General features: G+C 53.1%; 9 protein-coding genes and 1 tRNA gene. 3 read left to right on the top strand and 7 right to left on the bottom strand.

Translation table 11 applies throughout. From position 1 onward, the window contains the following. Position 1: 1 nt before the first annotated feature. On the top strand, positions 2 to 763 hold the full coding sequence (gene modA, locus P0120_13095; GenBank protein ID MDF0675256.1) for a molybdate ABC transporter substrate-binding protein: 762 nt from the start codon (positions 2 to 4) through the stop codon (positions 761 to 763). A 536-nt stretch (positions 764 to 1,299) separates the two neighbouring features. Then, positions 1,300 to 1,389, top strand: a tRNA-Ser gene (locus P0120_13090). 179 nt (positions 1,390 to 1,568) lie between these two features. On the opposite strand, the gene P0120_13085 is transcribed toward P0120_13090, so the two are convergent. Together P0120_13085 and P0120_13080 are read right to left on the bottom strand one after the other, a co-directional pair. Then, positions 1,569 to 5,321, bottom strand: coding sequence for a hypothetical protein (locus P0120_13085; protein MDF0675255.1), 3,753 nt, complete (start codon positions 5,319 to 5,321; stop codon positions 1,569 to 1,571). A 138-nt stretch (positions 5,322 to 5,459) separates the two neighbouring features. Then, positions 5,460 to 6,986, bottom strand: coding sequence for a DUF2779 domain-containing protein (locus P0120_13080; GenBank protein MDF0675254.1), 1,527 nt, complete (start codon positions 6,984 to 6,986; stop codon positions 5,460 to 5,462). A gap of 67 nt (positions 6,987 to 7,053) precedes the next feature. Between P0120_13080 and P0120_13075 the strand changes: the two genes are divergently transcribed. Further along, positions 7,054 to 8,379, top strand: a complete 1,326-nt coding sequence (locus P0120_13075; protein ID MDF0675253.1) for an MATE family efflux transporter — start codon at positions 7,054 to 7,056, stop codon at positions 8,377 to 8,379. A gap of 121 nt (positions 8,380 to 8,500) precedes the next feature. On the opposite strand, the gene P0120_13070 is transcribed toward P0120_13075, so the two are convergent. From P0120_13070 to P0120_13050, 5 genes are all read right to left on the bottom strand, one after another. Beyond that, a complete protein-coding gene (locus P0120_13070; GenBank protein MDF0675252.1) occupies positions 8,501 to 9,136 on the bottom strand; it encodes a carbonic anhydrase in 636 nt (211 codons plus the stop codon). 172 nt (positions 9,137 to 9,308) lie between these two features. After that, positions 9,309 to 11,573 carry a SulP family inorganic anion transporter gene (locus P0120_13065; GenBank protein ID MDF0675251.1) on the bottom strand — a complete coding sequence of 755 codons (2,265 nt, stop codon included), beginning with the start codon at positions 11,571 to 11,573 and terminating at the stop codon, positions 9,309 to 9,311. Positions 11,574 to 11,858: 285 nt separating this feature from the next. Continuing rightward, a complete protein-coding gene (locus P0120_13060) occupies positions 11,859 to 12,590 on the bottom strand; it encodes a hypothetical protein (GenBank protein ID MDF0675250.1) in 732 nt (243 codons plus the stop codon). 117 nt (positions 12,591 to 12,707) lie between these two features. Further along, entirely contained in the window at positions 12,708 to 13,349 is a 642-nt protein-coding gene (locus P0120_13055; protein MDF0675249.1) for a hypothetical protein, read from the bottom strand. A 1,412-nt stretch (positions 13,350 to 14,761) separates the two neighbouring features. Next, a complete protein-coding gene (locus P0120_13050) occupies positions 14,762 to 15,112 on the bottom strand; it encodes a hypothetical protein (GenBank protein ID MDF0675248.1) in 351 nt (116 codons plus the stop codon). Between the last annotated feature and the right edge of the window lie 31 nt (positions 15,113 to 15,143).

Here is a 15,143-nt window from a genome sequence, read left to right as displayed (position 1 = left end):
CATGAAACAGAGGTTTCTCACATGGTATTTGTTTGTTCTCGCGAGTACGGCCGTGATACCGGCATTCGCCGAGCAGGTTCTGGTCGCGGTGGCGGCGAATTTTGTTCCACCGTTCCACGAGGTGGCGACGGAGTTTGAACAATCGACGGGACATCACGTTGAGATTGCTGCCGGTTCCTCCGGCAATTTGTATTCGCAAATCAAGAACGGGGCGCCGTTCGATGTGTTTTTCTCTGCCGATAATAAGCGCCCCAAGCGCTTGGAAGAAGGAGGGTTTGGAGTCGAGGATTCCCGCTTCACCTATGCCCTCGGTCGTATCGCGCTCTGGAGCCCGAATGCCGACCTGGTGAAGGGAGAAGAGACATTATCCTCCAAAAATTTCACACGCCTGGCCATTGCGAACCCCAAGACCGCTCCTTACGGCCTCGCGGCGATGCAGGCATTGCAGGCGTTGAGGATCTGGGAGAAGTTACAGCCCGGGAACGTCATCATCGTGGGGGAGAATCTTGGCCAGACTATGAGATTTATCGAGTCCGGAAATGCCGAACTGGGCTTTGTGGCCTTATCCCAGGTCATGGACCCGAAGTTCAAGGGGAAGGGAAGTCGCTGGGATGTTCCAACCAACCTGCACGAACCAATCAAGCAGGATGCGATCTTGCTGACCAAGGGAAAGGATAACTCTGCGGCAAAAGCGCTCATGGAGTTCATGAGTGGTCCTCAGGCCAAGGCGATCATCGAACGGTATGGGTATTATCTGAAGTAACGGGACAGCGCGGAGAAGGCACACATGGGAGCCCTGACGGACCTGTTCCCATCGAGGCCTGTCTATCAGTGAGGGAGCATGGCCTGAGCGAAACTATTTGTACAAACCATCGAGGGAAGGAACACCTCTGACTGCAACGACGTGACTTATGCGCCTTGCACTTGTCAGCCGTTACTGAGGTCATGTCAATCGGTGCGGAAATGAAATCAAACGCGACCTCAAGTTGGATAAGCTCGGGTGACTGCTTTTCACCATCGACAACCGGGACTCCCGCATAGACCAGGGGCAACAACTCTGGCGCATGCAGGCGCCCGAAGGTCTGCTCTGCGACCTGCAAGACTTTCCCGATCAAGATGGTCGCCGACTCCAGGCGCTTGTACCGCTTGCCCGCCGCAACGATCGGTCGCTCGGTAAGATTTTAGACGGCGCAATTCGAGCCATTGCAAAACCGTACCAGCCAAGGTAAGCTCGCACGCTCATCGAGCATGTTCTCCTCACCTGCTCGATACTCAAGCCAGCCGACGATCTGCTATAACGGAGAGGTGCGAGAGCGGCCGAATCGGGCAGTCTCGAAAACTGCTGTCGGGGTAACTCGACCGTGGGTTCGAATCCCACCCTCTCCGCCAAACCGCACTTCGTGTGTACCGCCGGCTCACCAGGCGCAGCCTCTCTTCATTATCGCCGGCGGATAAGCACCTTCAGTGTTCGACCCCCCTCAGGAGGAGCATGAGCGCCTCACCGAATGCGACTTCGGATTGGCTAGTTCGAGTTTGAAGGTTACGCGGATTCAGAGTTTAAGCCACTTCTAGAGGTTCGCTAGGCTCTCAAAGACTGAAATTCGTACAGCTCGCTGTTCAGCCAGTTCGGAGAAGCTCATAGGTACAATATCGCTAAACACTAGACAGGCTTCGATTTCGGAGGCATCTGGACTTCGCGTGTATCTTCGAACCACATCCATTCGGCTCTTCAAAATTGCAATACGTGTCAGGTGCCTCTTAAGCCTGTCAGGCTTGCCATTCAAACCATCTTCGCCACGAAATTCGTGAACCTGACGAGCAATGTCTCCGACGGTCATGGCTAGCTCCAAATCCTTGCATTCAATCGCAAGAATACGTTTGCCCCGCCACGCCAGAACATCTATGTCACCATAATCGTGGTCGAGCTTAACGTTCAGAATTTCAGTGAGCTTTACATTTGGCTTCGTGTTCCAGTCCAGTTCGCGCAGAGCGTTGGATACTTGCTCATTGAATTCATGCCCACGCCTATTCTCTGCAGCTCCTATCCACGACCTCATCCTTCCGCGGGGAAAATCTTTGGCGTCGTAATCGCCCTTGAGACAGTACTGAATTACTTTGGCCGCGCCATCGCGGACTATACCTGGCGCTATTAGGTAACGTGGATTGCCATCATTCGATAACCGGATTATCGGCCTGCTGATAAGCGAGAGTCGCCGCCGAAAGCGCCATGGTGACCAATCTTTCGCTAAGTAGCCAGTCGGAGTCGACGTCCAGCTCTCACGCGGGGAGAGAGAAAGTGCATCGAGAATGTTTCGGATGATGGGCGCTGGTAGCTGGCCAGCTTTGTCCATCGCACCCAACTCATCAAACATACAAGTGAACGCGAATGTTCGGCGCCGTAAACCCTCATCATCAATGTTGTCCATGAACTTGCGCAGCTCATCTATTGAGAACCCGTACGCCTCAATCCAGGCTTCCCAAAATTCGGGTGGAAGAGCTTCTTCGACGCTCTCGCGGATACCGCCTTCCTGAAAGTTTCTCTTGTAATCCCGAGCGCTGTGACGAAAGTGCTTGGCACCCAGGGTTTGTCCGTATGGGGTTGCTATCTTTTCATCAAAATCGATGTGCGTATGTACGTCGCCAAGCGGCGTAATTCTCACTTCTGCCTTCTTCCCGCCATACCAGATAGCTTCAGACCAACCGCCTAGGTAATGCATTCTCATGACGTTGGCGAGTAGTCGAGTTGTATCAAGCTCCCCGGCTTCAATGCCTCCGGATTCTGGGCATTCGCATAGTGCCATCTCAATGAGTATCCTTGTACTCAGAGAACCGGCATTTAACTTTGCAATCTGCCTGACTGAGTCAAGCTCGGTTTGTTCTTTATCAATGTGAAGAGCCAATACCGCCTTGGCTGTACTCAGCCACTGATCGGTTTCCAGCATTATGGATTCATGGTTCTCTATTAACTGCCAAATCAACGATTCACGGGTATACTTCTTGAGCTCTGCGCGAACCTCTTCCCACACGCAGTCAACCACGCGACCAAGAAAGGTGCAGCAAGGGTGAACGCCGGATATGCATGGGCCTTCGGCGCGTGTTCGTGCTCTCCATCCAAGTCCAAGACACGAATACGCGGTGTCCTCTTCCGAGATAAGGATTGGATCGCTATGCACTGATTCACGAACATAATCGCGAAACTCTCGAGCCATGAAAAAATGCATGTGTCGTGCCCATTCGTCGGGCACTATCTCAGCCATCACTTCTGTAATTAGTTCGTGGCTCGGGTGAATTCCAATCAAGGCGAATGCGCCTCTGACGAGCCCTTCAACTAACAGGCTTTCTCCCACATTGGTTGCTTGCCGAAATGAATACAGAAATCCCTCTTTTGCATGAACACGAATGATGTTCTGTTCAACTGTTACTTTCAGAAGAGCGCTGGCAGCATCACGTGTCGGCACATGCGCGGCCGAACTAAATTGGTCTGCATCATCAAACTGACAAAGCCAAACTACCGGTCCCGCGGGCATTACTGGAAGCGCCATTTCTAACACATGCGCTGCACGTCCCAGCCATGCTGCTAGTCCATGCCATAGTCGATAATGGAAATGCCGGTCCTGTGAGTTCTGAATCTCTGTTGTCACCCACCAGACCGTCTTTGAGGCCTCGAACACAGCGACAAGCTTCCCTTGCTCAAGATCGTCCATGCTCACATAAAGCGGTGCGTGTTGATCTTCCTTAAAGTAAGCGCTGAATTTTTCGCGTCTGACCTTCACGATCTCGCCGTTCCATTTCTGCGCGAAGTGCAGATTCCATGCCTCAGCACCGCTCTTTCGAATATCAAGTAATGCGTTCTGCGGGATCATAATCTGGAGAGGTGTTTCCGAATTATGATCGTCTGGCATTCGAGCGTGCGGAATAAGATGGCCATCAAGATTTTGGGCCCATGCGAATAAGTTGAGTAGCCCATTGAAGTTCCGAAGATGAACATTCATCTGCTGCAAGCGATCTTGTGAGTCGAGCAACCGCCACAGTGTGAGAGGAGAAAACGTCGGTGTCCAACTGATCGTTTCCAGGTCTGCTGCAGAGATATGCTCGATCCTCCAACGCGGATCTCTGACACCTGGAAAGTCCAGCTCAAGCGGACGGCCCCACGGGCAAATCACGATCAGTGATATGGCATTGCGAAAATCCTCCCCCACAGAGAATTTCGCATGCATTTGCGAAATGCTGCGCTGTACTGCCTCGCTTATGCGCGACCCGTCTGGCATGCCATTCAGTCCTGTTTCTTCATACCCATCGAAACTATCCACTACAAAGCAAACGTGGAGAAGGCGTCCCTTATCAATGTAGCGTCCGATATTCGAAACAAACATGCCGTTGAGACGCTGGAACTGGATATGAGAGCATATGCCTCCGCCGAGAAGCGATATTCCCGAAAATGTCCGCGAATACTCCTTTACGTATTCTTTATAGAGAGCATCTTTCATCTCCGCTGAGATGCAGAACTCGATGATCAGTCTGCGAAGTGCAACTGTTACAGCGGTTGGCAATACCAGGCAGATATAGTTCTGAAACCATGCAATAGGACTGCGTTCCAGACTGGAGTGCCCTAGCGTTTCGTTGCGCAGCTTATCCTTCTTCGAAGGGTCGAACGCAAAAGGCTTTAGGTCTCTGACTTCTACCGACAAGCCTCTCAAATCTTGTGGGGAAAACATGATGTGCTGCGTGGTATCAGAGATGCGTCGTAGAAGTCCGTTCGAGACGCTTTGCAATGGAAGCGTTTGTCCTGTCTGATAGGCTGAAACACCCGCTCGTCGGGCAACTTCATTTGATAGGCGAAGCAATGCCAGAACGCTGCGCCTAATACCAGAGTACGGTTCCGAGGAAGGCATCGCCTCTAGCACATTAAGAAAGCGCTGAAGATGAAATGTAGACGCTTCGTAGATTCCCTCAAATATTAAAAAGTTCTGACTTGCAAATAAGACGCGCGAAACGAGGACATCCTCCGATGGGTCCTCCAGCCTTCCGGCTATTCCTTCGCCAAGCTCTGTCAGCCATGACCTGAAGTCAGCTTGCTTTGCCTTTTTCCTACCTTTGGCACTTGCAACTGCAAGATGCTGGAGGACCTCAACGCGTAGGGTGCTAGCTTGTAATTCAGGTATGGTCATTAATCCGGCGATTGAAGCTATCAAATGAGATGGTTCAAAACATGATAGATCGCCTACAAGCTTCTTGTGTGCCTCGAAGAATGCGGAAAGGCGGGGTTGCACTGGCACACCGAGAAATGGAAGGTTCGGTCCGCGTTCGGTATTCTTGTCCATCAGACAATGCGCATCCCGATAGTCTCAAGTCGACGTCGAGATTTCATCGAAAGAATCCTACTGGAAATCCTACTCTCGCTCTCCGTTGTCCTCGCCCTCGCATTATGAGGACATTCAATGAACGCTGGTTCTGCCTTGTCAAGTCACCTTTTTTGTCTTCTTCTGTAAGGCCCTCCGCAGTTCCACCATCGCCAGCGTATCTCTCTCACAATAGCGCAACAGCGCCTCCCGTATGGAATCCCGTTCCACCCAATCACTTTCGAGAAAGACCATTCGGTAGTATTCAGCCGCCGCCTGCCCTCCCTCTTGAATCGTGAGATCGCCATACCCAAGCGACGGCACAACCGCAGGCAACACCGACTTGATCGAATATGATCCATTGAAGGCGGGATGATAATAATGGCCCTTGATGACAGGAAGCAGGTCCCATAGCCGCTTCACAATCGCTTTGAACGCCGATTTGAACTCAGGAAAAGTCTCCGCAAGTTGGCGTAAGATGGCCTCCTCATAGGCTGAATACACAACGATACTACCTTTCTCGCCGAGGGACTCAATCAAGGCCTCCGTCCAACGCCTGCGGGGTTCCGATGCCTCGTTGTGAAGAAACTCCCGGTGGATGATCTCACCGGATTCGAGTTCAATGTGATTGGACCACTGAACCGGAAGAGACTGATAGGGCCTCGTTGAGGGAAACCGTGGCAGTGCCAACATGACGGTTTCGCAATCGAGATGGTGTATGGGATAGCAGACCGAACGAAGAATGTGACCCAAATCCGACGAAATCCACTCGACGTTGTCTTTGACCTTTCTTTGTACATCCGACAGTCTTGTTTCACCTGGAATTTCGTCGATCGTCCTGATACCCTGCCGGACAAGTTGACTGACAATCTCTTTCTTGCCCGGCAGATGATAGATCCAGCGCTGTGGTTTTTCCTTCGTGCAATGGGCCCAGAAGGGACATTCGTAGGGGGCGTGACAATGTTGATCGGGCTCGATCATCGGTGGTTCAGAATTCAGCACCGTCGCCTTCATAGCAGCTAATCGTTCAGGCACCTGCCCTCCTCGATCTGTCACAGCTTCCGACACATCTTCAATCGAGAAAAGCGCCTTCAGATCAACCTCCCCACCTTGGTAGAGATATCCCCTGTCGATATGCATCAGACAGGTCCCATCAAGCCTCACCCCGGCGCCTTGGACGACGTAGCTTTGTATGGATAGATCATCAAGATGGATATCTTTCACCCTGGTTGATGACTTCACTTCGATCAAACGCCAGGATGACGATCCCCCCTGAGCATTCTGCACGCGCTCCAAAATATCGACGCGCACAAGGACTCCGTCATGTTCGAATGCGCCTTCGAAGATGGCGGGAATGCCCGAATCTTGAAGCAAGGCGGCGGTCTCCACGATCGCCGCCTCCCGCTGACGGAATCCTGATTTGACCAGCACACCACCCCGAAAGCGCTGCTGCGCCAAAATCCCGATCTCGGTTCCCATGTCCAGAATCGCCCGAGTCGACGCATCCGGCGGGGTCGCCAACGTAGGCTGATAAATTTCCAGATAGAGCCGCTTGTGGCATTGCAATCCCGAGAGAAATTTTGATTTCGACAAGCGGGGTAGTGCGAACGTCGTGGGAGATCCGTTGTGAAGGTCGGCCATCATCATACAGTTCACGATGCGATCAGCAATTTCTCAGCTGGCGTGGTACGGAACTCTGCTAGGATAACGCCCCATGGGCAACGGTGTCACTCAGATCAGGCGGTCCGTGATGATTTTGGCGCTCCCCGTCACACTCACCACGCTTCTCCAACGGGCGGAAGGCATTGTCGCCATTTTCTTGGTCGGTGGGCTGGGTGCCACTTCCATCGCAGCGGTCGGCCTGGGACAACTTCTGGCTTTCGTGGCAACGACCTTGGTCTCAGGAGTTTCGGTTGGGACGAATGTGATCGTCGCCCAGTTATGGGGAGCGCGGCGCCGACAAGACGCGGGAGAAGCGGCCCGTCACTTCTTGTGGCTTTCGATCGGCATTTCGCTCCTGTTGGCTAGTCTTGGAATAGTCGGCAATCAGTTCGTCATGCAGCAACTCGGCGCAGAATCCGCCGTCATTGAGCTCGCTCTCCCCTATTCGACCGTCATCTTCTTCGTGATTCCCTGTACCGTACTCATCCAAGTTCTGTCGTCCATCCTCCAAGGCACAGGTGATACGAAGACCCCCATGTACGGTCTGATCGGCGTCAACCTCCTCCATGTATTCCTTGCCTACCCTCTCATCTATGGACAATGGGGAGCTCCCAACTTGGGTCTGAAAGGAGCGGCCATCGCTGTTGGACTCGCCGAAGCGACGGGGATGCTGTATCTCCTGCTGCGTTGTCGCCCCATTTTGAAAGAGTCGTCCACGTTGCGCATGGACTTGATTCGATCGATCTGGGACGTGGGAGCTTCGGTATCCGGTGAACGCATCGTTCAACAGGCCGGCATCTTTATCTACACGAAACTCGTCCTCCTCTATGGCACCGTGGCTTATGCCGCTCACCAAGTCGGGTTATCGATTGAATCATTCTCATTTTTGCCTGGGTATGGGCTCGCCATCGCCGCCGCGACCATGGTGGGGCAAAGCATCGGGGCAGGGAAGTACGCCAGAGCCAAGCTGGAGAACTGGGAGGCCAATCGGATCGCCATCGTTCTGATGGCCTGCATGGGGATCATTTTTTTCTTTTTCCCCTATGCGCTGCTTCGCGCGTTCACCATCGATGAAGCCGTGATCGAACTCGGAACGATATTTTTAAAAATTGTCGCCTTATTGCAAGTGCCGCTGGCTCTCACCATGGTTCTGGCCGGATCGCTCCGAGGCGCCGGCGACACACGCTTCATTATGGGCGCCACAATGATCGGCATGTGGGGCGTCCGCGTCCCGTTGGCGCTAATCGCCTCCCTCTGGATGCGTCATTCCGTCTTTTATATCTGGGCGGCGATGATCGCTGACTGGACCGTGCGGATGGGGTTATTACTCTGGCGATATCAATCGGAACGGTGGCGGCAGATTCAGGTCATTCGGTAACAGTGACCGGAACAGTTACGACGGCTTCCAGACAGCCTAAGGCCTGCTATCTTCTGATCGGATGCCTGCCGCAGAAGTTGCGGCCTCCGAATCTCCGGATGTATTGGGCTGTCGGCACACATTACGTGCGAGCAGCTGTTTCATAGAGCGAGACAAACTCCTGCGAGTTGAAGTCATAGACCCATACATCCCCGGTTGAGATGGAATAGACCCATCCATGGAGACCGACTTTGCCCTTGCGCAGTTGAAGGGCTACCGACGGATGTGTGCGCAGATGCTCAAGTTGGACGCGGACATTCTCCTGGATCGTCTTGATGAGACGGTCTTTACCTTTGATATCGGGATAGAGCTCGCGCATCAACCTCCGTGTGGTTTCAACCTGCCCCACCCATTCTTTGACTGCCGGCAGGTTTTGCACTTGCTCGGGATGCAGGAGAGCCTTCATAACACCGCAATCGGTATGGCCGCAAACAATGATATGAGGCACCTTCAAGACCGCCATCGCATACTCTATCGTTGCGGTAGTACCTCCCTGCATGGAACCGTAGGGCGGCACAATATTCCCGGCATTTCGCAGGATGAACAACTCACCTGGCTCCACTTGTGTCAGGAGCGTGGGGTCGACTCGCGAGTCGGAACAGGTAATGAATAGAGCGCGTGGAGCCTGATTTTGTGATAATCGTGTGAAAAGCGCCTTCTTGTTTCCGAATACTTCATTGCGAAACTTTAAGAAACCTTTCACGAGTTTTTTCATCATCGAACCTCATTGTGATCATCGATTGGTCTACCGAACATCTACCTCATAGCCCCAAAAGGTAACCGGTTCATAGCTGAATTGTCGGACCCCGTACGCGACAGCGACCATTTCCACCCTGCGGAGCCGAGCAGAACTGATTCGTGCCATGCCAATCCGGCAATCGATAGACGCACTATAGCGTCTGTCCAATTTGCTTATTGGAGCGCACGTCGTCTAGTAAAAACTCGATGTCTCCCGTAACGACATCGTACATTGCGCCCACAATCGCAATCTTCCCCTTCCTGATGAGCCCATCGATTGTCCTACTCTGCTTGTGCAGTTGTTCAACAACTCGCACAACATTCCGACGGGCCACGACATCGACTACCGTCCCTGCCTCCTCGGCCGATCGTTCACTCAAATCTCGACAGATCTCTTGGTCAGCCGATTGTTGAAGTTCGTTGACGATGTAATGGAAGTGTTCGAACTCTGATGCTTCAGCGCTCATCTGGGTCAAGCAAAGGAGCTTGACAGCTGCACTGACGGCACCGCATCGCGTGTGCCCCATGACAAGAATGAGTTTCGCTCCGGCCACAGCACATCCGTATTCCGCGCTGGCGAGAACCTTCCGACTTGAGATGTTGCCGGCGATACGAACACTGAAGATGTCGCCCATGCCCAAGTCAAACACTCGCTCTGCGGGAGTTGGGGAATCGATACAACTGAGGACGACGGCTAACGGATGTTGCCCTTCCGCCGTGACACGGACTTGGCGATTGAAGTCTCGGGTGAGACGCCGCCCGGTGCGTACTCGTTCGTTGCCGTCTTTGAGGATTTGCAGGACCTGCTGCGGAGTGATGGTATCCTGCAGTTCGCGGGTCGAATAATCGACATACTGGATCTCATCTTCAAAGTTATACTCGCCTCGGAATCCCACCAGACTGACCTCAACGCCATGGGCCGGCCCGGTTTGTTCCTTGAAGTCTCGAATCAAACCCAACACGTCCGGATCGATGTAATCCGTGTTCCGTGCGTCAAGCAAGACATGGCCGTGGCGAGGCACTTCATTCAGCACCTTAGAAAGAGCAGCACGATTCAAGAAACTCACTTGATTGGCCAGTTCGATATGGACCACCTCTCCGCCGAGGTGCTTTTCCACGAAGCGATGCACCGGGCGGCGCATATTGCTGTTGAGAATGAAGGCGATGGCCACAACCATGCCGATGGCAATCCCGATCAAGAGATCCGTAACAACTATGGCCGCGACGGTTGCCGCAAACGGAATGAATTGGTAACGGCCCTCGTTCCACATTTGCCTCACGAGCGTCGGACTCACCAGTTTGATGCCGGTCATCAGCAAGATGGCCGCCAGGCAAGATAACGGGATGGCATTCAACCATGTGGGTATCAGCGGAATACTGACCAACAGCAACGTGCCGTGAATAATCGTAGCCAGTTTTGTTCTTCCACCGGTGTTGACGTTTACCGACCCCCGGATGACCACGGAAGTGACTGGAAGTCCGCCGACCAATCCACAAACCACGTTTCCGATGCCTTGAGCCAATAATTCCTGGCTTGGCGGCGAGGTTCGTTGCTGCAAATCAAGCCGATCGACCGCCTGGAGATTCAGCAAGGTTTCAAGAGAAGCGACGATGGCAATCGTAAAACCCGCAGTGTAGATGGCCGGATTTGTCCACTGTAAAAAATCGGGCCGCGGAAGGAGGCCGAAGAGCTCACCTAAGCCTCCCGCGATCGGCACTTGAACAAAATGGCTCGGTTTGATGAGCCAGGGATCACCGAGTTGCTCGAACCACACGCCCGCCCCGATACCGAACAGCACCACTGCCACAGGAGCGGGGAAGAGTGACTTCTTCAGCGGTTGCCACTTGTCCCAGAGCACGAGCAGCGCAATGGATACCAGACCGATAACAGCGGAGCCCAGCTGGAAATCCCCGAACATACGGATGAGCTCAGTAAACGTCGTTTCGAGATCCGGTTGAAAGAAGGCCATTTCTCCTTCAGGGTCTGGGTCATGTCCGACGAGATGCGGAATTTGCTTCAAGATGATGATCACACCGATCGCGGCCAACAACCCTTTGATCACGCTGGACGGAACGAACGCGGCGATGAACCCTCCCTTGGCAATGCCCACGATGATTTGAATCAATCCGGCAAGAATCACGGCCGTCAGAAAGACAGAAAATGACCCGAGTGAGAGAATGAGTGAGGCGACGACCGCCGTTAAACCGGCCGCCGGGCCGCTGACGCTGGTGTGCGATCCACTGAAAATTCCTACCACGATGCCGCCGACAATTCCGGCCAACAATCCGGACACTAACGGTGCACCGGAAGCCAGCGCAATCCCGAGGCATAGAGGCAGAGCCACGAAAAATACGACGAGGCCTGCTTTGATATCTGCCAGGACCGTGGCTGAGGAGACGCCATTCGTTGAAGACATGATTGCTTCGGATTCTTTTATAAACAGTTCATGATTGGACAATCCTTTGCTACGAGAAGCCGCCGTAAGTTATCGTCCGCAGATTCCGAAGGGGATACCGGCCCAACCACGGTGGTGCACCCAAGCGGAAAGCCGCCCTATAAAAGCAGAACGATGGCCATGAGGCCGTGGCGAAGAATTGGACCACTCATGGTGATACTCCCTTAGCGTTTATGGAAATGGGGGTGGATGTACGGCATCCACCCCCCTGGTACATACTGTTGCCCTCTCTACTTTGAAGACTGCTCAGTCAATATGATTATGATCCTCCCGTTCCCACGCTTCATTGTGAAAGGCCAACTTGCTTCTCATCGAAGAGTCAAGCGGCGGTGCGGCCGACGTCGGGCACTCTTTGACAGCCAGAATTTGTTGAAGTTCACCCGGTGCGGGCTCAAGGCTCTCAAGGACGTGCCCCGTGATCCACTTTGAGAATTGGTTCTCGCTCTGCAGGTCCCATAGCCCGAGCGATGTACAACCTCGTGGCTGGACCTCAAAGGTGGTGGGAAGCATGGCCTGCCAGGTCTCTCGACCATCGAAGCTGATGCTTTTGACGCGATAGAATCCGGCCGGCAGCTTCAGCACAAATGATCCGTCAGTCGGAAGATTGGCGAGCACGAAACGTTTTCCCTTGGCTTCCTCCTCAAGCAGCCACCTCATTCCCAGCGGCTGCTTGAGCTCTTTTGGCTGGATTGTTCCGTGCCAAGCGAGCCGAATGTTTCCGAATAGCAATCCGTGGCGCTCATCCACCGATACGCTGTCTGAGTTCGATAGGGGAGTCACGACCGTGGCGCATCCGGCTGCGAACCCAGCTAGCGAAAGGACACTTGCGAGGACGAGACTATGACGATGGCGAAGGATCGAATAATTCAGAAAGCTCCACTTTTGAGGCGGACAGGATAAGGCTCTCCTCGAACCTGTCTCTACCGGCGCGGTCGGAAATCCATTATGAGCAGCCTTCTTGTTTTCAATGGTTCTCATACTGCCCCCTTTCCAAGCCTGAACATCTTTCGTTGACGACGTTCAGGCTTGCAGGAAATTCTTTGCTCAGAGGTCGCCCTATCGTTGGTGGGCATCCTCCGAGATCGTTTGAGCGAACTAAAACCCGCCTACATGACTATCCAGTGCAATCGAATGCTGTACAGGCGACCCCACAGGCTCCACGACCGTCGGACACCCCTGTACTTCAAGAAGGCTGTCTGAATCATCCTGAGTAAACCTGCCCTCGGTAACCACCTCGCGTGTGATCCATCCCCTGAAGAATCCTGTTTCTATCTGCAGCACCCACGTCCCCAGGGAAGTGCATTCTCGTGACTGGACGCTAAATGCGGCAGGAAGCATTGTGTGCCAGACCCCCCGCATATTGTTGAAACCGATCCCCGTGACTCGATAAGAGCCAGCTGGGAGTTTCACTGCGAAAGAGTTATCAACTGGGAGATGAGCGATCTGAAACCGCTTGCCACTGGTTTCCTCTTCAAGCCACCATTGCATATCGACCATCCTCATCTTCTCAAATTTCTCCGTGTGATCCATCTCATGCCGAGTCAGATGAATTCTCCCCAGTAGCCATCCATGATCCTTACCCGCCTCTGTCACCGTGATGCCTGCTGGTGATCTCGGCACAAGGACGGTGGTGCACCCAAGTGTGAGGCCAGCGAACATCAGAAGCGTGCTTATGAAACACACATGACGAAGGATCTGATTATTCATAAAATCCTCCCCTCTTTCCTGATCGATCATGCACCTGAAAGACCTTCAAGCTGCTTACAAACAGCCGGACTGTCCTTAAGACACCAACAGGTTCATAGCTCGCGCATCGGTAAGCCGCGAGACAACAGGCTGCTTGATGCTATCGTGCCGACGAGATCAGGCTAGGTAGGGAGGATGGAACACAGATGTGATCAATATCGGAAGATGTCGGATAGGGCGAAACTCGCTGACCAGATGGAAACGCTCAGGCCTCTCCAGCTCAGGCAACGGTGAGATGGCTGAAAAGTCCTCGGAGACAGGTTCAGATTCTGCACGCATATCCGAATTCAATAGGCTCAGCAGCGTGACCGGTGTCCCGATCATCTGTGCAAGTACGCAGACACAAAGAAACAGCATCACGCATGCTACGCCGGCTGCACGGTATGGAGAGCAGACCGTATTTAAACCTCTCTTATCCATGGGAGAGCAAAGCTGTGGCGCCCCCTCCTCGACAGCTTGTGACTTACGAATCCTTCAACCGCAAAACACGGACATCCCTGAACGCTTTCAATGTCCTTGGAGCTCTCGCACCCCTTACTGATCCTCTTAGAATACAGTGACACACAAGTCAAAAAGAAAGCCAAGTCCCATCGCGCCCTGAAATACCCCATCTTGTCACTCTATTGTGCCAGACTCAGTAAGTCCCATTTCCACAATGGTGCTGCAGCCACTTAGCCCGCACTGAATAGGGCGAACACAATGATCGCGAACACAAAGATACCCAAAAAGATATAGGAGAGCGCATCGTTCATGCCAGGCATTGTTAGTCACCTCCTTAGCCGGTCGGTTTTATTGCAACTCAATTACTCGCCAGTCTGCCCGTAGCATTTTCCCAGCAACAGCCTCTTCGACACGAACTCATAATCTGAGCTTATATTCATCTGATAGCGACCTTCCTCAATAGATGGTCTTGGCTCCTGTGGCTCAGCCAGCTTCCGGAGAGACTTACACCACCTCTTACGCTTATGCAGAGCCTTACTACAATGAGAGCTGTGTTTGGGGAGGATGGAAGACCGAAGTCAGAAAGATCGGAAGGTAACTTGCCGATTGGAACTCCGCGTGCAGAAAACGCGGACCGGATATTCCTGGTTCAGACACCACAGATGGAAGAGAGAAGTCTTCGTAGACAGATTCTGAAAGCAGATCGGATGAAACGAGCAGACTCGAAAGGGTGATGGGCGTCCCAAGCATCTGCGCCAGGATGCAACCAGAGAGAAGTAGCATCATGCACGTTGAACTCATCGTGCGAGACAACCCATACATCTCTCTTGCCTTCGAGATGATCATGACAAAATCATACTCCCGCAAGATATGGCGTGCAAGGTGTCCTGCAAAGGCGAATGTGCGCAAAACGATCGCCGTCGTGACGCTCCTTTACAGAAAGCTTGATCGACTCAATAGACTTATGGCGATTTCGTTCCTTCAGACCAAGCATAGGCTGCACCAAAACACAAGCCGGCCACCGCCGCCTGGAGGAACGCGTTCTCTGAATGGACGGCAATCGCCCACCACAAAACAGCCGCGAGTAGACCCGAGACCGCGCCTAGGAGAATCTTGCCACCCCCAAGCCGAAGCCAGTCCGTGAAAATCACCCATGTGGTCATATAGGTCACCCCGGCGGCAATGGCTGCCCAGAGGTGCATGAGATCGCGTTTGAACAACAACACTTGGATCGCCCCCGCAATCGCGCCAAGAATGAGGCCCGTGATCGCTCTTTTTAGTAACAAGGAATAGTGAAACGTAGTATCAGGCAATCTATCCTCCATCCTACCGGTCAAGTTTAAG

It is taken from the genome of Nitrospira sp., from assembly GCA_029194675.1.
Taxonomy (GTDB): Bacteria; Nitrospirota; Nitrospiria; order Nitrospirales; family Nitrospiraceae; genus Nitrospira_D.
The sequence above is the reverse complement of the archived record's forward strand: the minus strand, read 5'-3'. Positions and strand labels throughout refer to the sequence as shown.

What these genes read in the sequence shown, in the direction of transcription:
- modA (MDF0675256.1), top strand. Translation starts at nt 2, where the DNA reads ATGAAACAGAGGTTTCTCACATGGTATTTGTTTGTTCTCGCGAGTACG.
- P0120_13085 (MDF0675255.1), bottom strand. Translation starts at nt 5,321, where the DNA reads ATGGACAAGAATACCGAACGCGGACCGAACCTTCCATTTCTCGGTGTG.
- P0120_13080 (MDF0675254.1), bottom strand. Translation starts at nt 6,986, where the DNA reads ATGATGATGGCCGACCTTCACAACGGATCTCCCACGACGTTCGCACTA.
- P0120_13075 (MDF0675253.1), top strand. Translation starts at nt 7,054, where the DNA reads ATGGGCAACGGTGTCACTCAGATCAGGCGGTCCGTGATGATTTTGGCG.
- P0120_13065 (MDF0675251.1), bottom strand. Translation starts at nt 11,573, where the DNA reads ATGTCTTCAACGAATGGCGTCTCCTCAGCCACGGTCCTGGCAGATATC.
- P0120_13055 (MDF0675249.1), bottom strand. Translation starts at nt 13,349, where the DNA reads ATGATCGATCAGGAAAGAGGGGAGGATTTTATGAATAATCAGATCCTT.
- P0120_13060 (MDF0675250.1), bottom strand. Translation starts at nt 12,590, where the DNA reads ATGAGAACCATTGAAAACAAGAAGGCTGCTCATAATGGATTTCCGACC.
- P0120_13070 (MDF0675252.1), bottom strand. Translation starts at nt 9,136, where the DNA reads ATGATGAAAAAACTCGTGAAAGGTTTCTTAAAGTTTCGCAATGAAGTA.